The 21,834-nt window shown below is 73.6% G+C and carries 17 protein-coding genes and 3 tRNA genes; 10 read left to right on the forward strand and 10 right to left on the reverse strand.

The features are described 5' to 3' along the window. Positions 1-16 precede the first annotated feature (16 nt). Together Sfr03f_RS20680 and Sfr03f_RS20685 are read right to left on the reverse strand one after the other, a co-directional pair. Positions 17-982 (reverse strand): nucleotidyl transferase AbiEii/AbiGii toxin family protein, encoded by a 966-nt coding sequence (locus Sfr03f_RS20680; RefSeq protein WP_108955442.1) that lies wholly within the window; start codon positions 980-982, stop codon positions 17-19. Further along, positions 979-1,632: a hypothetical protein gene (locus Sfr03f_RS20685; protein ID WP_108955443.1), complete on the reverse strand. Its 654-nt coding sequence runs from the start codon at positions 1,630-1,632 to the stop codon at positions 979-981. Before Sfr03f_RS20685 ends, Sfr03f_RS20680 begins: the two co-directional genes overlap by 4 nt. A gap of 232 nt (positions 1,633-1,864) precedes the next feature. On the opposite strand from Sfr03f_RS20685, the gene Sfr03f_RS20690 reads away from it, so the two are divergent. Together Sfr03f_RS20690 and Sfr03f_RS20695 are read left to right on the forward strand one after the other, a co-directional pair. Beyond that, positions 1,865-3,136: an RNA polymerase sigma factor gene (locus Sfr03f_RS20690; RefSeq protein WP_174721622.1), complete on the forward strand. Its 1,272-nt coding sequence runs from the start codon at positions 1,865-1,867 to the stop codon at positions 3,134-3,136. Positions 3,137-3,384: 248 nt separating this feature from the next. After that, on the forward strand, positions 3,385-3,957 hold the full coding sequence (locus Sfr03f_RS20695) for a dihydrofolate reductase family protein (protein ID WP_108955445.1): 573 nt from the start codon (positions 3,385-3,387) through the stop codon (positions 3,955-3,957). A gap of 57 nt (positions 3,958-4,014) precedes the next feature. On the opposite strand, the gene Sfr03f_RS20700 is transcribed toward Sfr03f_RS20695, so the two are convergent. Beyond that, positions 4,015-6,315 carry an ATP-binding protein gene (locus Sfr03f_RS20700; RefSeq protein ID WP_108955446.1) on the reverse strand — a complete coding sequence of 767 codons (2,301 nt, stop codon included), beginning with the start codon at positions 6,313-6,315 and terminating at the stop codon, positions 4,015-4,017. A 161-nt stretch (positions 6,316-6,476) separates the two neighbouring features. Here Sfr03f_RS20700 and Sfr03f_RS20705 point away from each other — a divergent pair, with 161 nt between their 5' ends. Together Sfr03f_RS20705 and Sfr03f_RS20710 are read left to right on the forward strand one after the other, a co-directional pair. Then, positions 6,477-7,208, forward strand: a complete 732-nt coding sequence (locus Sfr03f_RS20705) for a hypothetical protein (protein ID WP_108955447.1) — start codon at positions 6,477-6,479, stop codon at positions 7,206-7,208. Positions 7,209-7,270: 62 nt separating this feature from the next. After that, on the forward strand, positions 7,271-8,854 hold the full coding sequence (locus Sfr03f_RS20710) for a phosphatidylinositol-specific phospholipase C domain-containing protein (protein WP_108955448.1): 1,584 nt from the start codon (positions 7,271-7,273) through the stop codon (positions 8,852-8,854). Between the two features lie 94 nt (positions 8,855-8,948). Here the strand turns inward: Sfr03f_RS20710 and helR are convergent, their stop codons facing one another. The 3 genes from helR to Sfr03f_RS20725 form a co-directional block, all read right to left on the reverse strand. Then, a complete protein-coding gene (gene helR, locus Sfr03f_RS20715; protein ID WP_245967662.1) occupies positions 8,949-11,138 on the reverse strand; it encodes an RNA polymerase recycling motor ATPase HelR in 2,190 nt (729 codons plus the stop codon). A gap of 223 nt (positions 11,139-11,361) precedes the next feature. Beyond that, positions 11,362-13,290: an ABC transporter ATP-binding protein gene (locus Sfr03f_RS20720; protein WP_108955449.1), complete on the reverse strand. Its 1,929-nt coding sequence runs from the start codon at positions 13,288-13,290 to the stop codon at positions 11,362-11,364. After that, complete coding sequence (locus Sfr03f_RS20725; protein ID WP_108955450.1) at positions 13,290-15,023, reverse strand: ABC transporter ATP-binding protein; 1,734 nt, start codon at positions 15,021-15,023, stop codon at positions 13,290-13,292. The genes Sfr03f_RS20720 and Sfr03f_RS20725 overlap by 1 nt, the downstream gene beginning before the upstream one ends. 352 nt (positions 15,024-15,375) lie before the next feature. On the opposite strand from Sfr03f_RS20725, the gene ygiD reads away from it, so the two are divergent. Continuing rightward, positions 15,376-16,254 (forward strand): 4,5-DOPA-extradiol-dioxygenase, encoded by an 879-nt coding sequence (gene ygiD, locus Sfr03f_RS20735; RefSeq protein WP_245967676.1) that lies wholly within the window; start codon positions 15,376-15,378, stop codon positions 16,252-16,254. A gap of 49 nt (positions 16,255-16,303) precedes the next feature. Here ygiD and Sfr03f_RS20740 read toward each other — a convergent pair whose 3' ends face one another. Continuing rightward, the gene (locus tag Sfr03f_RS20740) at positions 16,304-17,758 is read right to left on the reverse strand and encodes a xylulokinase (RefSeq protein WP_108955452.1); all 1,455 of its coding nucleotides are present in this window, start codon (positions 17,756-17,758) and stop codon (positions 16,304-16,306) included. 212 nt (positions 17,759-17,970) lie between these two features. Then, positions 17,971-18,252, reverse strand: a complete 282-nt coding sequence (locus Sfr03f_RS20745) for a YtxH domain-containing protein (RefSeq protein ID WP_159105690.1) — start codon at positions 18,250-18,252, stop codon at positions 17,971-17,973. Positions 18,253-18,420: 168 nt separating this feature from the next. On the opposite strand from Sfr03f_RS20745, the gene Sfr03f_RS20750 reads away from it, so the two are divergent. The 3 genes from Sfr03f_RS20750 (at position 18,421) to Sfr03f_RS20760 (ending at position 18,827) form a co-directional block, all read left to right on the forward strand. Beyond that, a tRNA-Asn gene (locus tag Sfr03f_RS20750) sits at positions 18,421-18,493 on the forward strand. Between the two features lie 6 nt (positions 18,494-18,499). Further along, positions 18,500-18,572: transfer RNA gene (locus Sfr03f_RS20755), tRNA-Asn, on the forward strand. Positions 18,573-18,750: 178 nt separating this feature from the next. Then, a tRNA-Ile gene (locus Sfr03f_RS20760) sits at positions 18,751-18,827 on the forward strand. Between the two features lie 91 nt (positions 18,828-18,918). Here the strand turns inward: Sfr03f_RS20760 and Sfr03f_RS30335 are convergent. Continuing rightward, on the reverse strand, positions 18,919-19,074 hold the full coding sequence (locus Sfr03f_RS30335) for a hypothetical protein (RefSeq protein WP_159105691.1): 156 nt from the start codon (positions 19,072-19,074) through the stop codon (positions 18,919-18,921). A gap of 262 nt (positions 19,075-19,336) precedes the next feature. On the opposite strand from Sfr03f_RS30335, the gene Sfr03f_RS20765 reads away from it, so the two are divergent. Then, complete coding sequence (locus Sfr03f_RS20765) at positions 19,337-19,702, forward strand: STAS domain-containing protein (RefSeq protein ID WP_108955454.1); 366 nt, start codon at positions 19,337-19,339, stop codon at positions 19,700-19,702. Continuing rightward, positions 19,699-20,643, forward strand: coding sequence for an anti-sigma factor RsbA family regulatory protein (locus tag Sfr03f_RS20770; protein ID WP_108955455.1), 945 nt, complete (start codon positions 19,699-19,701; stop codon positions 20,641-20,643). Before Sfr03f_RS20765 ends, Sfr03f_RS20770 begins: the two co-directional genes overlap by 4 nt. Before the next feature lie 89 nt (positions 20,644-20,732). Here Sfr03f_RS20770 and Sfr03f_RS20775 read toward each other — a convergent pair whose 3' ends face one another. After that, positions 20,733-21,770 carry a rod shape-determining protein gene (locus Sfr03f_RS20775; protein WP_108955456.1) on the reverse strand — a complete coding sequence of 346 codons (1,038 nt, stop codon included), beginning with the start codon at positions 21,768-21,770 and terminating at the stop codon, positions 20,733-20,735. Between the last annotated feature and the right edge of the window lie 64 nt (positions 21,771-21,834).

Genomic DNA, 21,834 nt, shown 5'->3' on the forward strand with positions numbered 1-21,834 from the left:
GCGCCGGACGCGCCGTTCAGGCCAACTCCAGCCCCAGTGTGGGCTCCAGGGCGTCGAGCAGCCGGTCGACGTACTCCTGCCGGCGTCCCTCGAACCGTGGGTGGTCCACCACGAACTCCTCCCACTGGACGTCCGCCAGCTGCGCGGCCAGGTGCGCGCGCGTCAGCCGCCCCAGGCTCCGCAGGTACGGCCAGTCCTCGCAGGTCTCCAGCACCGGCCGCAGCAACTCCCGGGACAGCGGGACCTGTTCGGCCAGCAGCACCGCGTCGTAGAGGTCCTTCCCCTGCGGGTAGCAGTCGGAGAGCAGCCAGAGCACCTTCCAGGCCAGGGACAGTTCGAGCGTCGCCGCCCGCACCGTGCCGCCGCCGGGCAGGGCCACCGCCTCCGGCTCCTGGAACAGCGGCTCGTTGAAGACGAAGTCCAGCTGCACCGTCCCGCCGGGCAGGCCGGACGCCTCCGGAGCCGACCAGGGCAGCACCATGCGGCGGCCGGGCACCCGCTCGTAGGTCCAGATGTCCTCCGTCACCGCGCCCTGCGCGTGGAACTCCGGGCAGGCCGCCTCCCAGCCGGACAGCGCCTGAGCGGCCAGGGCGATCTCCTCCAGCATCCGGGCCGTGCCGGGGTCCTGAAGGCCCCAGGTGTGCGGGACGACCACGAAGTCCAGGTCGCCCGGCTCGCGGGCCTCCTGGCCGAACCGGAGCGCCATCAGCGCGCTGCCGCGCAGCACCAGCGCGTCGGACCACGCGGAGCCGGCCACCGCCTCCAGCACCAGATCCAGCGCACGCCGCCGCGCGGCGAGCCACCGCGCACCCTGCCGGGCGTGCTCGAACCGCGGCTCGGAGGCCCGGTAGGCGTCCGTGCGGTGCTTCATCGCCGGGTCGAACACCGGCTCCTGGGTCACCCCGTCCGCCTCCACCCAGCTCAGGGTGGCCGGCAGGTCGTGGTGCCGGGGGTTCGTCCACGGCTTCCCGGGCGTGCTCATCGCGCCCTCCCTTCCTCGCGCTCCCTGAGCCTTTCGAGCTCCTCCAGCTCCTCGTCGAGCCACCCCGCGTCCACCGAGGCGTCGCTGTCGTACAGCACGAACTCCCGCTCCACGTCCAGGACCTCCTCCCCCGACAGGACCCCGAGCAGGGCGTCCAGCGCCTGCCGCGCGCCCCGCGCGTCCACGCCCCGGCAGCGCTGGGTGATGAACCGCTCGTGGTGGCCGGGGCCGGTGACCCGCCGGGCGTTCCACGACAGGTGGGCGCCGTGCGGGGCGACCCGGGCCGCCAGGGCCGTCAGGTCCGCGGCGGCGTCCAGGCGGAGCTTCACGTGGTGCTCGAAGTGGCGTCCGTCGTCGCAGGGGCCGCGCGGGACCTCCGGGGCCAGCGGGTCCGACTCGATCTTCACCCTGGCCACCGCGAAGCCGTCCGCCTCCAGCTCCGCCCCCACGGCCCGGGCCCGGAACAGCTGGGCCGCGTAGGAGGAGGCGTCGCGCAGAGTCAGCATCGGCTGGGAAGGGGTGCGGCCGCGGGCGAGGACGACATGGGTGAGCTTGAGGCCGCGCGCCGCCGACCAGCGGCGCAGCCGGTCCAGTGCGGCGCCGTCCGCACATCGCACCGTGAGGTGCGCTTCGTAGGAAGAACGGGGCATCCGCTGATCATTACAGAGGGATTTCCGGGGGCGCACATGAGTTTTGCGTCACTTGGGTAATCACCCCGTCACGTACCGGTCGCAGAAAGTGGGCGCACGACCCTCGTGAGGGGACTGTGTCCTACGCCACACTGAGTCCGGCGCCCCGTACCTGGGACACGGCCGGCCCGCTTCCCGCCGCGCGGCCGGGCCGCCCGGCGTCACCCCCCGCAGTCGCCCACGGACGCAAGCGCTGCCGCACCCCCCAGCAGCGATCACCCTGGAGGTCGCACGCGTGCAGACCCAGACCCTCTCCCACACCGCCGGTCCCTCGCGCGCCCTCACCGGGGCGGACGCACCGGTCCTGTCGGCGGTGCCCCTGCAGGACCGCGCTGCGCACCACCCCGAGACGCAGACCTCGCCCTTCGACGAACCGGCCGAACCGGTGGAACCCGTGGGGCCGCGCGAGTCCGCCGAGCCGGTGGACGCCGTGGAGGCCGAGGACGCCGCGGAGGCCGGGTTCGCCACGGAGGCCGAGCCGGTCGAGCCGGTCGAGGCCGAGCCGGCCGACCTGGAGGAGCCGGTCGCGGCGCGACGCCGCGCGCAGACCGCGGGACCCTCGGCCGACCTGTTCCGGCAGTACCTGCGGGAGATAGGACGCATCCCGCTGCTCAGCGCTGCGGAGGAGGTCGAGCTGGCCCGCCGGGTGGAGGCCGGACTGTTCGCCGAGGAGAAGCTCGGCCGCACCCCCGACCTGGACAGCCGGCTCGCCCACGACCTGGACCGGCTGGTGGTGATGGGCCGCCTCGCCAAGCGCCGCCTGATCGAGGCCAACCTCCGGCTGGTCGTCTCCGTCGCCAAGCGCTACGTGGGCCGCGGGCTGACCATGCTGGACCTGGTCCAGGAGGGCAACCTGGGCCTGATCCGCGCGGTGGAGAAGTTCGACTACGCCCGCGGCTACAAGTTCTCGACCTACGCCACCTGGTGGATCCGCCAGGCCATGTCCCGCGCCCTGGCCGACCAGGCCCGCACCATCCGCGTCCCGGTGCACGTCGTCGAACTGATCAACCGGGTGGTGCGGGTGCAGCGCCGCATGCTGCAGGAGCGGGGCCACGAGCCGACCGCCGACGAGGTCGCCGCCCAGCTGGACCTGACCGCCGAGCGGGTCCGCGAGGTCCTGCGGCTCGCCCAGGAACCCGTGTCCCTGCACGCCCCGGTGGGCGAGGAGGAGGACGTCGCCCTCGGCGACCTCATCGAGGACGGCGACGCCGTCTCCCCGGTCGAGACGGCGTCGTTCATCCTGCTGCGCCAGCACCTGGACGCCGTGCTCTCCACGCTGGGCGAGCGCGAGCGCCGGGTGGTCCAGCTGCGCTACGGACTGGTCGACGGCCGGCCCCGCACCCTGGAGGAGATCGGCCGGCTCTTCGGCGTCACCCGGGAGCGGATCCGGCAGATCGAGTCCAAGACGCTGAGCAAGCTCCGCGACCACACCTTCGCCGAGCAACTGCGCGGCTACCTGGACTAGCCCGTTCCTCGGGCCGCCTTCCTCGGGCCGCTCCTCGGGCCGGGCCGGGCCGCGGCCGGGCACGGCGTCGGCGGCGGGCAGGTGGTGCGGCCTGCCCGCGTGCGGGAACACACGGGCAGGCGCTCCCCGGAGCTACGGTGTGGGCGTAGGGGCGACCAGGGCCTCCCGGTCGCCCGGACGGGACCGATGAGTTTCGCCCGGCCGCGCCGTCTGCACCTTTGAAGCGACCACGAGCTCGGAGGAACCCCATGCGCACCCTGATCAGCACCGCGTTCGTCTCCCTGGACGGCGTCGTCGAGGCGCCGGGCGGCGAGCCCGGGTACCGGAACTCCGGGTGGACCTTCAAGGACGTCGACTTCCTTCCCGAGGCGTACGAGATCAAGGGCAGGGAGCAGAAGGAAGCCGGCGCGATGCTGCTCGGCCGGGTCAGCTACGAGGCGTTCAGCGCCGTGTGGCCGGACATGGAGGACTTCGCCGACTACAAGGTGATGCCGAAGTACGTCGTCTCGACCACGCTCACCGAGGACGACCTGGTGGCGAACTGGGGCGAGACCACGATCCTGCGCTCGCTCGACGAGGTCGCCGCGCTCAAGGAGACCGAGGGCGGCCCGATCATCGTCCACGGCAGCGCCGCGCTGAACCGGAGCCTGTCCGACGCGGGCCTGATCGACCGCTACCACCTGCTCGTCTTCCCGCTGCTGCTCGGCGCGGGCAAGCGGCTGTTCAGCGCCACGGACAAGGACGCCCAGAAGCTGAGGCTCGTCGAGCACGAGGTGTACGCCAACGGCCTGCAGAAGAACGTCTTCGACGTCGTCCGCTGACCCGCCCCGCGCGCCGACGTCCCGTCGGGTCCGGGCAGCCGGACACCGCACCAGCCGCTAGGACGGCACCGCCGGTGTGACGGGCGCGGCGGGCCCCGCGAGTTCCTCGTCGGCCTCCGCCCGCCGGGGGTGGCTCTGCTCGACGAGACCTCGCCGGGCCGTCTCCAGCATGGTCCGGGCCTCCTCCTCGCGGCCGAGCCGGCGCAGCGTGATGGCGAGGTCGAGACGGGCCGGCTCGCTCCACGCGGCCATGCCGGCCTCCTCGAACACGGCCAGGGCGTGGCGCAGCAACGGCTCCGCCTCAGCCCAGCGGCCCAGCTCGCCGAGGTCCTGGCCCAGGTGGTGACGCGTGCTGGCCCGGAACATCGACAGCACCTCGGCCGACCGGCCCGGGATCCCCGCCTCGCACAGCTCCTCGCTCCGCCGGTGGACGGCGAGGGCCTCCTCCGCCCGGCCCATCGACCGCAGGTGCGCGCCCAGGGCGTTGAGCGTCGCGAGCTCGGCCAGCCGCGCCTGCGGCGTGGCGTTCTCCCGGTGGCAGGCCGCGGACTTCTCCAGCCACTGCACCGCCTCCTCGGCCCGCCCGAGGTGGTGCAGCGCCCCCGCCCCGTACCCGTACGCCCACCCGGCCTGCAGCAGGTCGCCCACCTCGCGCGCCACGGTCAGCGCCTCGCGGGCCGTCGCCAGCCCGGCGGCGCTGTCGTGGACGCACAGGTTGTACGACCAGGCCAGGTAGTTGAGGTGCACGGCCTCGTCGCGCCGGCTTCCCAGGGCCCGGGCGGCGGCCACCGAGCAGCGGAACACCTCCGCCCACTCCTCCCAGTGCTGGACGCGGTCGGAGAACCAGTGCATGGCCTCCGCCGCGTCGAGCACCTCACGGTGGTGTCCGTCCGCGAGCGCCTGGTGGAGGGCGTCCAGCCACTGCGCGCGTTCCGCCTCCAGCCAGGCGCGCGCCTCCTCGGCCCCGCGGGGCGCGGTGTCCGGCTCGGGATCTCCGGCGGGGGAGCGCTCGGGGTCGAAGTGCAGCGCGGCGGCACCGGCCCGGGCCAGCACCCAGCGGGCGGCGGCCTCCCGGGCACGGGCCTGCTCGGCGGGGTCGTCCTCGGACAGCTGCTCGGCGGCGAACAGCCGCAGCAGGTCGTGGAAGCGGTAGCGGTCGGCCACCGGATCCGGCTGCAACAGTCCGCGGTCGGCCAGCTCCCGGACGCAGTGCTCCGCCTGCCGCGGCGTCGTCCCGGCGAGCAGCGCGGCGGTCCGCGGGGAGAAGTCGGAACCGGCGGCCAGGGTGGAGCGCCGCAGCACCCGCCGGGCCACCGGGTCCAGCTGCCGGTAGGAGAGGGCGAAGGCGGCCCGCACCTGGAGGTCCCCGGCCTGGAGGGCGTCGAGCCGACGGCCCTCGTCGGAGAGCTGGGCCGCGAGCTTGGCGAGCCGCTCCTGCGGCCGGGCCGCCAGCCGCTGGGCGGCGATCCGCACCGCCAGCGGCAGCTGCCCGCACAGGTCGGCCAGATCGCGCGCCGCCTGCGCCTCCGCCGCCACCCGGTCGGGGCCGACGACCCGCGCCATCAGGGCGACGGACTCCTCGCGGCGCAGCACCCCGAGCGCCAGCCGGTGCACCCCCTCCAGCCCGGCCAGGGCGTTGCGGCTGGTCACCAGGGTCAGCGTGGGGCCGGCGGCCGGCAGCAGCGGACGCACCTGCGCCTCGTCAGCGGCGTTGTCGAGGAGCAGCAGCATCCGCCGGTCCTCGAGCAAGGCCGTGAACAGGCCGGACCGGCTCTCGAGATCCTGCGGCACGGCGGCGTCGGCGACCCCGCACGCGCGCAGCAGCGCGCCGAGGACCTCGCGGGGGTCGGCGGGCTCGGCCCGGGTGCCGTGCAGGTCGACGGCGAGCTGCCCGTCCGGGTAGCGGCCGGCGAGGCTGTGCGCCGCCCGTACCGCGAAGGCCGTCTTCCCCAGCCCCGGCTGGCCGGTGACCAGCACCACCGGTGGGTGCGCGGCGCCGGCCTCCTCGGCCACCGCCCGCAGCCGCTCCAGGTCCGCCTCCCGGGCGGTGAAGTCCCGCATGTCACGCGGCAGGCGCAGCCCGGCCGGCGCCGCGGGGACCGGCTTCGGACGGGGCCGGCCCGAGGCCGCGGCCCGCTCCAGCGCCCCGGCCTCCGCCTCGGCGGGCGCCAGTGCCGCCACCAGCGCGGCCACCGTGCGGCGCTGCGGGCCGCGGGTGCGCCCGCGTTCCATGTCGGCCACCGCCCGCACGCTCAGCCCGGACCGGTGAGCGAGTTCCTCCTGGCTGAGCCCGGCGCGCCCCCGCAGGGTGCGCAGCAGCGCGGCGAAGTCCCCGCGGGCCGGGTCGTCGGTGCTCATGATGCGTATCCCCCGGGCGTCGTGAGGCCGGTGACGGACCGGCAGAAGTGACCCCCCAGTTTACTTCTGCCGGTACGACTTCCTGGTGGCTTCCCGGTGACCGCTGGTGGACTGAACGTGCCGTCAGGCCACCTCACCGTCTCCTCTCCCAAGGGCTCCTCATGCGCACCCACGTTCCGCATCGCACGCTTCTCGCCGCCGCCACCGCGGTCCTGGCCCTGACCCTGACCGCCTGCGGCGGCGACGGAGCCGCCTCCGGCGCGGCGGACGGGGCGGGCGCGAAGGCCTCCACCGGGGCGCCGGTGGACGGGGCGGGCGCCGCGAAGGCCCCCGCCGCCGAGGCGGCGGCGGGCTCCTCGGCCGCCCCCGCCGGCGGGGAGGCGCCCCGGGCGCAGGGCTCCGCGCGGAAGACCGGCGGAGGTCCGGCGGACAACACGCCGGACTACGCCCACCGGCACCCCTGCGCGATGAAGCAGCTGTCGGTGACCGTCCGCACGGACGGGACGCGGCGGATCATCGAGGTCGCCAACACGGGTGCGAGCGCCTGCGGCCTGGACCTGCTGCCCGCCGTCGACCTCGGCACGGCGGACGACACCGACCGCAGCGGCAACCTGCACCCGCTGGTCCCCGGTGGCCTCGGCGGCCCCGACCACGCCCTGCTCGCGGGGACGAAGGCGTACGCGGTGCTCGACCTCGCCCCCGGCGGCGGTGCCGGCGCGGACGTCGACGAGATGCACGTCCTGGTCAGCCCGTCCCACATGCCCAACGCCGAGACCCGCGCGTTCGGTCTCGGCTCCGGCGTCCAGGTGTCCGGCCCCAGGCTCGGCCTGTACCGCGACACCGTCGCCGAGGCCGTCGCCTCGATGCGGCAGGCCGACACCACCCAGCAGTAGTAGCACCCGGCACCAGCACGGCCCACCCCCTTCCGCCCGGCCCGGTCCAGGACAGGAGTCCCATGTCCCATCCGCTTCTCCACCGCCTCCGCGTCGCGTCACGGCGCCGCCTGAGCCCGCTCGCCCACCTGGTGGCGGGCTGCGTCGCCGCGAGCTCGCTGATGCTCGCCTCGGCCCCCGCGCAGGCGGCCGGGTCGGTCAACGCCGACGCCTACAACTCCCTCGGCTCGGCTCCCCTCCGGCAGGACTGGATGAAGTCCCTCGACGGAGCCACCCCGCTGTCCCGGGTCTCGCTGCCCGGCACCCACGACACGCTCTCCATCCACGGCGGGTACAGCACCGAGACGCAGCAGGACTACGGCGACAGCGCCGCCACCCTGACCGCGCAGCTGGACCGGGGCATCCGCGCCCTCGACATCCGGGTCCGCGTGACCGAGAACCAGTACTTCACGGTCCACCACGGCGTGGTCCACCAGAACGCCAACTTCGACGACGTCCTCACCAAGGCCAAGGCGTTCCTCGCCCAGCACCCGGGCGAGACGATCGTGATGCGGCTGAAGGCCGAGTGCCCGGTCGGCAGCAGCGGCGGCATCGGCGAATGCACCAACGACCCGTCCAACGTGTCCGCGGGCGTGATCGCGACCATCTTCGAGCAGTACACCAAGAAGTACGACGGCCTCTTCCACAAGGCGTCCGTCACCAGGAACAGCCTCGCGCCCACGCCCACCCTCTCCCAGGTCCGCGGCAGGATCGTGCTCGGCACCTTCGGCGTCACGGAGAAGGACGGCAGCGCCTCCTACTCCTACGGGACGAGCGGCTTCCACTCCCACCTGGCGGACGACTGGAAGCCGAGCGACGACGACGCCAAGTTCGAGGGCGTCCGGCGCAACGTCGACGCGGCGATCGCCGACAAGGGCAACGACTGGTACGTGACGTACACCTCCGCCACCTCGCCGCTGCTCTCCCCGAGTCCGGCCGAGTGGGCGGGCGGCTACATCGACACCACGGCGGGCGTGACCACCTACGTCGCCGGACAGAACATCCGGCTGATGAACCACCTCAACAACACCGTCGCCCCGGGCCGCACCGGCATCGTCATGATGGACTTCCCCGGCTGGGCCCTCATCCAGAACATCGTCGACCGCAACAAGGGCGACATCGTCAAGGGCAGCCACCAGGGCCTCTGGCTGGTGAACGCCGACAAGAGCTACGTGAACACCAAGTACGGCCGGTGCCTGGTGCGCGGCCCGGAGTTCGACAGCTCGAAGACCGGAGGGCTGGTCACCCAGCGCGCGTGCCAGTCGACGCCGCCCGTCAGCCACCAGTGGCAGGCCGAACAGCCCACCTCCTTCGACCACAAGGGCTACTTCTGGATCAAGGCGAGCAACGGCACCTGCCTGACCGTCCCCTACAACAACGGCACCCCGCCGTCGGCCGGGACCCAGCTCTTCTGGTGGGGATGCGAGACCCGCTGGTTCTCCGGCAGCCAGATGTGGAACATCGTGCCCACCAAGGTCGAGGTCGCGGGCTCCTCCCGGACCGCCTACGCCTTCGTCAACCAGTGGACCGGCCTGTGCATGGCCGTCGACCCGGCCACCGCCACCGTCGCGGGCGGCCCGGTCACCCAGGACGTCTGCCCCAAGTGAGTCCGCACGACGTCCGCCCCGAGTGACCCCGCACGCGCGGGGGCCCGCACCCCGGTGGGGTGCGGGCCCCCGCGCGCTCACGTCGCCGGCCGCCTCAGACCCCGGCCGGGCCCTGCGACGCGTCCGACAGCACCACCAGCCGCTGCGTCGCCCGGGTCATCGCGACGTAGCGGTCCACCGCGCCCGTGACGCCCTCGCCGAACCGCTCGGGCTCCACCAGCACCACCAGGTCGAACTCCAGGCCCTTGGCCAGCTCCGGGGTGAGGGAGCGCACCCGGGGGGACTCGGGGAGACCGGGGGCGCCGATGACGCAGGCGACGCCGTCCTCGTCGGCGGCCAGCCACTCCTCCAGGACCGCGGGCAGGTCCGCGACCTTCCCGTGCGTGACGGGCACGCCCGAACGCCGCACCGAGGTGGGCACGTTGGCGTCCGGGATGGCCGCCCGGACGACCGGCTCGGCCTCCGCCATGACCTCCTCCGGCGTGCGGTAGTTGATGCTCAGCGAGGCCACCTCGGCACGGTGCAGCCCCACCCGCGCCAGCCGCTCCTGCCAGCTCTCGGTGAAGCCGTGCCGTGCCTGGGCCCGGTCGCCGACCACGGTGAAGCTGCGGGAGGGGCAGCGCAGGAGCAGCATCTGCCACTCGGCGTCGGTCAGCTCCTGCGCCTCGTCCACCACCACGTGGGCGAACGGACCGGCCAGCGGATCGGCCGCACGGGACGGCAGCGCCGACTCGTCGACCAGGCTCTCCCTGAGGTCCTCGCCGATCAGCATGGTCACCGCGCCCTCGCCGTCCGGGTCGGCGGCCACCACGCTGTCGATGACGCCCGCCATCCGCTCCCGCTCGGCGGCCACCGCCGCCTTCTGCCGCCGCTTGCGCACGGCCGTGCGCGGGTCGCCGAGCCGCTGCCGCGCCGCGTCCAGCAGCGGCAGGTCGGACAGCGTCCACGCGTCCGGCCTCCGGCGCCGCAGCAGCCGCACCTCGTCGCGGTCCAGCCAGGGGGCGCACAGCCGCAGGTAGGCGGGGACCGTCCACAGGTCGCCGACCAGGTCGGCCGCCTCGATCATCGGCCACGCGGCGCTCAGCGCGCCGGTCAGCTCGCCGTCGTTCGCGAGGGCCCGGCGGAACAGGACGGCGGGGACCTCACCCTTGACGCGGTCCTGGAGCATGGCGACCAGCTCGTCCCAGATCTGCTCGCGGGCCTCGTTGTGCGGGGTGCCGGGCTCGGCCGCGTCGAAGGCCTCCGCCCAGTCGGCGGCGCTCAGCGTCACCTCGCCCCAGGGCGTGGTCACCGTCAGGGCCTCGGTCGGCGGCGACTCGTAGAACCGCACCGCCTTCTCGATCGCCCGCACCATCTCCACCGACGACTTCAGCCGGGCGACCTCCGGGTCCGCCTCCGGCACCGCACGGGCCCCCTCGGCGACCAGGTCGCGCAGGGTGCAGGTGCGCACGCCCTCCTCGCCGAGGCTGGGCAGCACGTCGGCGACGTAGTTCAGGTACGGCTGGTGCGGGCCCACGAAGAGCACCCCGCCACGGCGGTGGCCCAGCCGCGGGTCGGAGTACAGCAGGTACGCCGAGCGGTGCAGGGCGACCACGGTCTTGCCGGTGCCCGGGCCGCCGTCCACCACCAGCGCCCCGCGGGAGCCCGCGCGGATCACCGCGTCCTGGTCGGCCTGGATGGTGGCCAGCACGTCGCGCATCCGCTCCGAGCGGTGGGCGCCCAGGCTCGCGATGAAGGCCGACTGGTCGTCCAGCGCCGCGTGCCCCTCCGTGAGGCCGCCGGAGGTGAACACCTCGTCCCAGTAGTCGTCGATCCGGCCGCCCGACCACCGGTAGCGGCGACGGCTGGCCAGCCCCATCGGGTGGGCGTGGGTGGCGGCGAAGAACGGCTCGGCGGCGGGGGAGCGCCAGTCCAGCAGCAGTCGGCGCCCCGAGCTGTCGGTCAGGCCGAGCCGCCCGACGTAGACCGGCTCCTCGGGTCCGTCGGGGCCCGCCGGCACCATCCGGCCCAGGCACAGGTCGAGGCCGAAGCGGCGCAGCGCCCGCAGGCGGGCCGAGAGCCGGTGGACCTCCAGGTCGCGCTCCATCGCCTCCCGCCCGGCTCCGCCGGGCGCCCGCCGCTGGGCGTCGAGCCGGTCGGACAGCTCGGCGATCGCCTGCTCCAGGCTCGCCGCGATGTCGGCGAAGTGGGCCTCGTCGCCGGCGATCAGCGCGGGGTCGGCCTTGGCGGCCAGCCGCTCGGGCAGGTCGAAGGCGTGGTCGGGCAGGGCAGGGGGGTTCAGCAAATCAGCTCCGTAGAAGGTCGCGCTCGCGGCTCCGCGCCCGTGGACACCGGCGTGGAGGAGCGATTGTGCGGCACCGAGGGGGCCTTGCCGCAAGGCCCCCCTTGCGCTATACCTTAGAAGTGGCAGGAGGTGCGTCCTCCCTCCGCCCCACTCGACACGTGAACGCGTCGGCCCCACCCGCTGCTGCGGGTGGGGCCGACGCGCGTCCCGGCCGGGCGAGCCGTCACTCCACCTCGGCGACCGCCTGGGCGAACTGCGCCTGGTACAGGCGGGCGTAGGCGCCGTCGGCCGCCAGCAGCTCCGCGTGGCGGCCCTGCTCGACGATCGCGCCGTCCTCCATCACCAGGATGGTGTCCGCGTCGCGGATGGTGGAGAGCCGGTGCGCGATCACGAACGAGGTCCGGCCGTGCGCCAGCTTGGCCATCGCCTTCTGGATCAGCACCTCGGTACGGGTGTCGACGGAGCTGGTCGCCTCGTCCAGCACCAGGATCGTCGGGTCGGACAGGAAGGCCCGGGCGATGGTGATCAGCTGCTTCTCGCCCGCGCTCACCCCCGAGCCCTCGCCGTCGACGACGGTGTCGTAGCCGTCGGGCAGCGTCCGCACGAACCGGTCGGCGTGCGCGGCCCGCGCCGCCTCCTCGACGTCGCCGCGGGTCACCTCGCCGGGCGCGCCGTAGGCGATGTTCTCCGCGATGGTCCCGCCGAACAGCCAGGTGTCCTGCAGCACCATGCCGATCGCCGAGCGCAGCTCGTCGCGGGACATGGTCGCCACGTCCACGCCGTCCAGCGTGATCCGCCCGCCCGTGACCTCGTAGAACCGCATCAGCAGGTTGACCAGCGTGGTCTTGCCCGCGCCGGTCGGACCGACGATGGCCACCGTGTGCCCCGGCTCCACCGTCAGCGACAGGTCCTCGATCAGCGGCTTGTCGGGGGCGTAGCGGAACGACACGTGCTCGAAGCCGACACGGCCGCGCAGTTCCTCGGGCCGCACGCCCGGGATCGGGTCCGGCTCCTGCTCCTCGGCGTCCAGCACCTCGAAGACCCGCTCCGCCGAGGCGACGCCCGACTGCACCAGGTTCGCCATCGAGGCCACCTGCGTCAGCGGCATGGAGAACTGGCGCGAGTACTGGATGAACGCCTGCACGTCACCGATCGACAGCGAGCCCGAGGCCACCCGCAGACCGCCGACGACCGCCACCAGGACGTAGTTCAGGTTGGAGACGAACATCATCAGCGGCTGCATCACGCCGCTCATGAACTGCGCCCTGAACCCGGCCTCGTACAGCTCCTCGTTGTGCTCGGCGAACTTCCGGGCCGACTCGTCCTGCCGGCCGAACACCTTCACCAGCGAGTGGCCGGTGTACATCTCCTCGATGTGCGCGTTCAGCTGCCCCGTCGTGCGCCACTGCGACACGAAGTGCGGCTGGGACCGCTTGCCGACCCGGGTCGCCACCACGAACGACAGCGGCACCGTCACCAGCGCCACCAGCGCCAGCAGCCAGGACACCCAGAACATCATCACCAGCACGCCGACGATGGACAGCAACGCGTTCACCAGCTGCCCCATCGACTGCTGCAGCGTCTGCCCCAGGTTGTCGATGTCGTTGGTGACCCGGCTCAGCACCTCGCCGCGCTGCCGCTTGTCGAAGTACGACAGCGGCAGCCGGGACAGCTTCGTCTGCACGTCCTCACGCATCCGCAGCATCGTCCGGTTGACCGCCCGGTTCACCATCCGGGTCGCCACCGCCATCAGCAAACCGGCGGCCAGGAACATGCCGAGCGCCACCAGCAGCACGCCGCCCACGGCCGAGAAGTCGATGCCCTGGCCCGGGTGGAAGTCCACGCCGCCGAGCATGTCCGCGACGCCGTCCTCGCCGCGGGCCCGCATCGTCTCCAGCACCTGCTCCTTGGAGGCCCCCGCCGGCATCTGCCGGCCGACGATGCCCGCGAAGACCAGGTCGGTCGCCCGGCCCAGGATCTTCGGCCCGGCCACCGTCAGGCTCACGCTCGCCACCACCGAGACGAGCATCACCCACAGCGACACCCGCTCCGGCTTGAACTGCGCCAGCAGCCGCCTGGTCGACCCCTTGAAGTCGATCGACCGGTTCTCCGGGCCCGTCCCGGCCATCATCCGCCCCGCAGGCCCGGCCATCAGGCTGCCTCCGCTTCCGTCAGCTGGGAGAGCACGATCTCCCGGTAGGTCTCGTTGCCGTCCATCAGCTCCGCGTGCCGGCCCGTGCCGACCACCCGGCCCTCGTCCAGGACCACGATCCGGTCCGCGTCCCGGATGGTCGAGACGCGCTGCGCCACGATCACCACCGTGGCGTCCGCCGTCTCCCGGGTCAGCGCAGCACGCAGCGCCGCGTCGGTGGCGTAGTCGAGCGCCGAGAAGGAGTCGTCGAACAGGTAGATCTCCGGCCGCTGCACCAGGGTCCGGGCGATCGCCAGACGCTGCCGCTGGCCGCCCGAGACGTTGGAGCCGCCCTGCGCGATCGGGGCGTCCAGGCCGCCCTCCAGCGCGGAGACGAACTCCCTCGCCTGCGCCACCTCCAGCGCGTGCCACAGCTCCTCGTCCGTGGCGTCCGGGTTGCCGTAGCGCAGGTTGGTGGCCACCGTCCCGGCGAACAGGTACGGCTTCTGCGGGACCAGCGACACCGTCCTGGCCAGCACCCGGGGGTCGATCTCCCGGACGTCCACCCCGTCCACCAGGACCTCGCCCTCGGTGGCGTCGAACAGCCGGGGCACCAGCCCCAGCAGGGTCGACTTGCCGGAACCGGTCGAACCGATCACCGCCGTGATCTCGCCCGGGCGCGCCGTCAGTTCGACGCCCTTGAGCACCGGCTCCTCCGCGCCCGGGTACCGGAAGCCGGCCCCGCGCAGCTCCAGCGTCCCGCTGGCCCGCAGCTCGGTCACGCCCGCCACCGGCGGCACCACGCTGGAGTCGGTCTCCAGGACCTCCTGGATCCGCTCGGCGCAGACCTCGGCCCGCGGGACCATCATGAACATGAAGGTCGCCATCATCACGGACATGACGGTCTGCATCAGGTAGGCGAGGAAGGCCGTCAGGTCGCCGATCCCCATGCTGCCCGAGTCGATGCGGTGCGCGCCGAACCAGAGCACCGCGATGGACGCCAGGTTCACCACCGTCATCACGATCGGGAACATCAGCGCCATCAGGTTGCCGGTGCCGAGCGCGACCTCGGTCAGCTCCTCGTTGGCCTTGCGGAACCGCTTCTGCTCGTACTCGTCGCGCACGAAGGCCCGGATCACCCGGTTGCCGGTGATCTGCTCGCGCAGCACCCGGTTCACCTGGTCCAGCCGCTCCTGCATCGTGCGGAACAACGGGCGCAGCGCCCGGATCAGGAAGGTCAGCGCCACCGCCATCACCGGCAGCACCGCCAGCAGGACGCCGGACAGCGGCACGTCCAGGCCCAGCGACATGATCACGCCGCCCACGCCCATGATCGGGGCGGACACCATCAGCGTGAACGTCATCAGCGCCAGCATCTGGATCTGCTGGACGTCGTTGGTGGTGCGGGTGATCAGCGAGGGCGCGCCGAAGCGGCCCACCTCGCGCGCCGAGAAGGACTGCACCCGGTCGAAGACCGCGGCCCGCACGTCACGGCCCAGCGCGGCGGCGGTCCGGGCGCCGAAGCGGACCGCGCCGATGTTGCAGACCACCTGCACCAGGGAGATCCCCAGCATCAGGGCGCCGAAGGCCAGGATGTAGCCGGTGTCGCCCTTCACCACGCCGTTGTCGATGATGTCGGCGTTGAGCGTGGGCAGGTAGAGCGTCGCGCAGGTCTGCAGGAGCTGCAGCACCACGACGACGGCGATGGGTTTGCGGTAGGGCCGCAGATGGGCCCTGAGAAGTCGTATGAGCACGCCGATACTTTCGAGAGGCCGACGAGGAGGAGGCGGGGTTCGCCGCCGCTGGGCGGGGAGGACCCCCATGCGTCCCTATCGTCGAACACTCCAGTGGTGTTACCTCAAGCCGATTGAGCCAAGCGCGGGCCAAAACGCGGTCATGGTTCAGCCGTGGGGGTATGTGGAGGGGTGGCCGGGGACCGGCCCGGCGGGACTGCGCCGTGCGGATGACACCGGTCCGCCGGAGCCGCCGCGCGCCGTCCCCCGCCCGTCCGGCGTGCCAGCCTGAGGCGTCCGTCAGTAGCCGCGATCCGCGATCCGCGATCCGCGATCCGCGGGACGACAGGTGCCAGGAGACAAGGTGACCACCATGCCCGCTCCCGCCGGAGAACCGACCCCCTCGCGCATGCCCGCGGCGTTCCTGGGCCACGGAAGTCCCATGAACGCGCTGGAGGCCAACCGCTACACCGAGGCATGGCGGGCCTTCGGGCGGGCCGTCCCCCGGCCCCGGGCCATCCTCATGATCTCCGCGCACTGGTACATCAACGCGACCGCGGTGACCGCGATGCCCCGCCCCCGCACCATCCACGACTTCTACGGCTTCCCCCGCGAACTCTTCGACGTCCAGTACCCCGCCCCGGGCATGCCCGGCCTGATCGACGAGATCAGCGAAGCCGTCGAACCCACCTGGGTCGGCGCCGACACCGACAGCTGGGGCATCGACCACGGGTCCTGGTCCGTGCTGCTGCACGCCTTCCCCGACGCGGACATCCCCGTCGTGCAGTTGAGCATCGACGCCGACAAGCCCCTGCAGTACCACCTCGACCTCGGCGCCGGACTCGCCCCCCTGCGCGACAGCGGGATCCTGATCATCGCCAGCGGCAACGTCGTCCACAATCTCCGCGGGGTCGACTTCCACCTGCCCGGCACCGGCTTCGACTGGGCCCACCGCTTCGACGACAGCGCCCGCGAGATCATGCTCGGCGAGCCGGCCGACTGCGCCCGCCTCCGGGACCACCGGGACTACGGCGTCGCCGTGCCCACTCCCGACCACTTCATCCCGCTGCTCTACCTCGCCGGACTGGCCGCGGCCGACGGCGGCGGCACCCGCGTGCTCGTCGACGGGTACACCTACGGGTCGCTGTCGATGACCGCCTACACCCTGGACGCCGACTGCCCGCCTCCCGGTCAGGGCACGGCTGCCGCGGCGCTGCCCGACGGCGTCCCCGCGGACGCCACCAACACCTGATCACTCACCCTCGGCGAGGAGCTCCTGCGGCCCGGCAGCGGGCGGCGTATCAGGAGGTGAAGGCGCCCGGGTGGGTCTGTTCGCGGACCGTGGCGTACTGGTGGCGGACCGCCTGGCCGACCGGCAGGTCGTCGCCCGGCTCCAGGACCTGCCCCATGGCGCCCTGCCAGGCCGGCGGCCGCTGCGGGTCCAGGGCGCCGCGCGCGACGCCCAGCGCCCAGGCGGCCTGCCGGGCCGCGCCCAGCGCCGCGTAGTCGGCCGGCTGCGGCACCACGACCTGCGCCCCGAACAGCGCCGGCGCGATCGCCCGCACGGCCGGCAGCTCCGCCGCCTGCCCCAGCAGGAAGACCCGCCGCACCTCGACGCCCCGGCCGCGCAACAGGTCCAGGGCGTCGGCGAGGGAGCACAGCATGCCTTCGAAGGCGGCCCGCGCCAGGTGCTCCGGCCGCATCGACTCGGTGCGCAGGCCGCTCAGGGTGCCTGCCGCGTTCGGCAGGTTCGGGGTCCGCTCGCCCTCCAGGTACGGCAGCAGCACCAGCCCGTGCGCGCCGGGGGTCGACTTCAGCGCCAGCTCCGACAGCGCCTCGGGACCCTCGAGGTCCAGCATGGCGGCGGTGGCGCGCAGCGCCCGGACCGCGTTGGAGGTGGAGACCGCCGGCAGGTGCATGCCGGTGGCGTCGGCCAGCGAGGTCACCGCCCCGCCGCCGTCGCCCACCGCCTCCGGGTGCACGGCCATCACCGAGCCGGAGACGCCCAGCGAGACGACCGCGTCGCCGATGCCGACGCCCAGACCGAACGCCGCGGCCATCGTCTCCCCGGTCCCGGCCGAGATGAGCAGGCCCTCCGGGGTGGTGCCGGCCGCCTCCCAGGGGGCGAGCACCTCCGGCAGCCCGGCCCGGTGGCCGAGGGCGAGTTCGACCAGGTCGGGGCGCCAGGTGCCGGTCGCGGCGGACCAGTAGCCGGTCCCGGAGGCGCCGCCGCGGTCCGTGGTGCGGCGGGCGGGGCGGCCCAGCAGCTGCCAGACCAGCCAGTCGTGCGCCTGCATCAGGAAGGCCGTGCGGTCGGCGTTCTCCGGCTCGGTGCGGCGCAGCCAGCGCAGTTTGGTGACGGGCTGCGCGGCCTGCGGCACCAGCCCGACGGCCCGCGCCCACGCCTCACGACCGCCGAACGCGTCCATCAGGTCGGCGGCGGAGGTCTGAGCCCGCCGGTCGGCCCCGGTCACCGCGGGCCGCACGAGGCCGCCGTTCCCGTCCAGCGGCACCAGGGCGTTGCGCTGCGCCGAGACGCCGATGGCCTGCACGTTCTCCAGCAGACCGCCGCCCGCCGCCTCGCCCAGGGACCGCAGCCACGCCTGCGGATCGACGTCCGCGGGACGCCCTCCGCCCTCGGCGGGCTCGATCGGATGCGGAGCGTACCCCTGCCGCAGCACGGCACCGGTCTCCGCGTCACAGACCACGATGCGAGTGGAATCGGACGAACTGTCCAAGCCGGCGACTATCCCCATGAGGGTGATTGTGCACCACGGACGACGCCTCACACCTGGGCGAAGCAGACCGACGGGAACGACATGGACCCGGCGCGGACCCGGCGTGGACCCGGCGTGTCCCCGCGCGGACCCGGCGCGGACACGACCAGGGCCCGTACCGCACGCGGCACGGGCCCGTGGCCGGGTTGCCGGGGACCGTGCCCCGGCCCTCGGCCTTGTCGTGGAGCGGGTCAGACGGTGCCGGTTCCCCAGTCGTCCGTGCCGCTCTGGCCGTTCGAGCCGGACCGGCTCCCGCGGACGGACTTCACCCGCTGGGACACCGAGTCGGGCATCCTGTCGCTCACGGTGTGGTAAGCCTTTCCCGCCACCTGACGGCCCTGCTGGGCCGCGGTCTCCGCGGTGTTGCGCACCGTGGGGTTCTGCGTGACCTGTCGCGCCTTCGCGACGATCTGTTCGTACCGCTCCCGCCCGGCTTTCGCGCCGAGCACGTAGCCCAGGGCCATACCGGACATGAATGTGAGCCGGTTCAGCATGGTCGGCCACCCTTCCTTCGGCTTCGGCAAGATCGCAGGGGATACCGATTGGCGGAGCACCCCCCTGCTTGCGCTAATGTATGTCTCGCAGCGAGCGCGCGCCCCCTGGCGAATACCCGGGAGGAGACGTTCGATGCAGCGAGGCATTCCTCCGTAGCTCAATTGGCAGAGCAGCCGGCTGTTAACCGGCAGGTTACTGGTTCGAGTCCAGTCGGGGGAGCTTCGGTCCTCCATAGCTCAATTGGCAGAGCAGCCGACTGTTAATCGGCAGGTTACTGGTTCGAGTCCAGTTGGAGGAGCACGCTTGAACGAGGGCCCCGACGGGGTCCTTTTTCATGCCCCCACCGCCCCGACCCGCCGTTCAGCATCCGTCATGGCCGGTCATGCCCATGCAGTTGACCTACCTGAGGCAGGAGATCGTATGAGCGGCTATGCTGCGGCAGACGGCGCGCACATATGTGCGCGACGCGCCGTGAAGGGGCGGTAGCTCAGCCGGTTAGAGCAGCGGACTCATAATCCGCCGGCCGTGGGTTCGAGTCCCACCCGCCCCACCACGGATCGGCGAAGCCCCCGGACGGGTCCGGGGGCTTTCGTCGTCCGGGCAGCGGGTGCGGAGCCGGCCGGTGCGGAGCCGGCCGGCGCGGGTCAGGACCGGTCGTCGGGCTCGTCGTCCGCCTCGCCCTCCGCCTGGGAGGGCGTCATGTGGGGCGGGTTGGTGTGCCGCTCGGGCGCCGCCTCCCCGGGCTCCGGTTCGCGCTCGCCCTCGGCCTGGGAGGACATCGGGATCGGCTCGTCGCTCATGGGGGTCTCCTTGGGGCTGCGGGTCTGGACCGGTGCGGGGGCATGCCGTGACACGGCCCACCGCCCCGGCGCCTCGCGCGGCGGGTACCCGCGCGGGGCGTGCCTGACGCGCGGCACCCGCAGGGGGGCCTGATGCGCAGCGCCCGCAGGGGCGCCCGGCGCGTGGCGGGCCTCCCGCCCGCGTGCCGGTGCGGGGACGGGGGAGTGCCGGAGGGCCAGGCATACTGGACCAGGCGCAGAAGCGACCCGGACAGGAGGCGGTGTGCACAGCCAGGAGAGGACCGCCGCGGCGGCGGGCCCCACGGCCGCGACCGCGGCACCGTACTTGGCGGTCCACCCGCTCCCCGAGGGGGACGGCGTGCGGCTCTCCGGTGAGGTGGGCCTCGTCACCCGTTCCGTCTGGACGGACGTGCTGGCCGGGGCCGTGCGGGCCCGCCGCTGCGCCTACGTGCTGGACCTGGCGGGAGTCGCCTTCGTGGACGTGGCGGGGGCCGAGGCGCTCGCCGCCGCGGCGGACCGGCTGGGGACCGGCCGCCGCATCGTCCTGCACAATCCGCCGAGGACCCTCGTCCGGGTCCTGGAGATGTACTGGCCCGGCTTGCCGGGGATCGAGGTGCCGACGTCGTGAGTACCGTGACCGAACCGTTCGTGCACCCTGCCCTGTTCTACGGCACCACCGAGGAGTACCTGGCCGGCTGCCTCGCCTTCGTCCGCGAGGGACTGGAGCGGGGCGAGCCGGTGGCCGTCGCCGTGCCCTCGCACAACCTGCGGCTGATCGAGGCCGCCCTGGGCGAGGACGCCGGGCGGGTGCGCTTCCTCGACATGCAGCAGGCCGGCCGCAACCCCGGCCGGATCATCCCGGGCGTGCTGCGCGCCTTCGCCGACGCGCACCCGGACGCCCCGCGGGTCCGCCTGATCGGGGAGCCGATCTGGGCGGGACGTTCCGAGACGGAGTACCCGGCCTGCGCCCAGCACGAGGCGCTGATCAACCACGCCTTCACCGGGCGCGAGGTCAGCATCCTGTGCCCCTACGACACCACCCGGCTCGACGAGCGGTCGCTCGCGGACGCCTACGTCACCCACCCCGTGGTGATCGACGGCTCGGGGCGGCGCGAGGAGAGCCCCGCCTACGACCCGGACGGCCTCGTGGCCCGCTACAACCTGCCGCTGCCGGAGGCCGCGGGCGGCATCCGGCTGACGTACGAGTACGACGCCGACTCGCTGCCGACGGCCCGGCACCGCAGCGTCGCCGAGGCCGCGCAGATGGGTCTCGCGGGCGAGCGGCTGGACGACTTCGCCCTGATCGTGGCCGAGCTCACCACGAACAGCGTGGTCCACGGCGGCGGCCGCGGCACCCTGCGGCTGTGGTCCGAGGACGGCAGCCTGGTCTGCGAGGTCCGCGACGCGGGCCTGCTGACCGACCCGCTGGCCGGACGCCGCCCGGCCGGGCGTGACCAGATCGGCGGGCGCGGCCTGCTCACCGTCAACCTGCTCGCCGACCTGGTGCGCATGCACACCGTCGGCTACGGGACCACGATCCGGGTCTACCTGGAGCTCCCGGCCGCCTGACCCGGTTCGCCCGGTCCGGACGCCCGTCCGCGGGGCCCGGGGCCGCCCGGACGCCCCGTCCGCCGGGGCCCGGGGCAGGCCCCGGCCCTTCAGCCGGCCAGCGGGTTCAGGACCAGCGGCTCGATCTTGCCGTCCAGCATCGCGCCGAGACCCTGCACCGCGCACACGTCGGGGCGCTCGGCGATGTGCACCGGCATGCCCGTGGCCTGGCGGAGCATCTGGTCGAAGCCCGGGAGCAGGGCGGTGCCGCCGACCATCATGATCCCGCGATCGGCGAGGTCGGCGACCAGGTCGGGCGGGCAGTCGCGCAGCACCTTCCCGATGCCGTCCAGCACCGCGGTCAGCGGCGTGAGGATCGCGTTGCGCACCGCCGCGGTGTCCACCTGCACCGACCGGGCCAGGCCGGTGGCCACGTCGCGGCCGTTGATCTCGGTGGTGGCCGGGCCGTGCGGGGTGAGCCCGTTGCCGGACAGGGCGAGCTGGAGGGGGCGCACCGACTGGCTGGGCAGCATCAGCTCGTGCTCGTGCCGCAGGTGCTGGACGATCGCGTTGTCCACCGCCTCGCCGCCCACCGGGATGCGCTCCGCCGTCACGATCGAACCGAGCGAGAGCACCGCGACCTGCGTGGCGGCCGCCCCGCACACCATGATCATGGTGGCCTCGGCGCGCTCCACCGGCAGGCCGCAGCCCACGGCGGCCGCGATCAGGGTGTCCACCAGTTCGACCCGGCGGGCGCCCATTCCCACCAGCGTCTCCACCGTGGCGCGCCGGGCCAGCGGGTCCGCGTCGTGCGGGGTGCAGGCGGCCGCCCGCAGCCGCGGCTTGCGCCGCAGGAGACGCCGCGTCTTCTCCCCGAGCAGGTGACGGAGCATCCGCTGCGCCATCTCGATGTCGACGACCGTGCCGCCGGAGACGGGGCGGACCGTCTTGATGTACTCGGGGGTGCGGCCGGTCATCTGCTCGGCGAACTCGCCGACCGCGATCAGCGCGCCCGTGCGGGTGTTCACGGCGGCGACCGAGGGCTGGTCGACGACCAGCCCGGCGCCCTTGACGTAGACGCGGGTACGGGCGGCGCCGAGGTCCACGGCGAAGTGGCAGCGGCGCAACTGATCGAGGTTGGCGGTCACTTGTGGATCCTCCCGGGTGCGGTCGGCGACGCCCGGCCGGCGTCCCTTCCCGCATCCTGCGAGG

The organism is Streptomyces fragilis (assembly GCF_003112515.1).
GTDB classification, from domain to species: domain Bacteria; phylum Actinomycetota; class Actinomycetes; order Streptomycetales; family Streptomycetaceae; genus Streptomyces; species Streptomyces fragilis.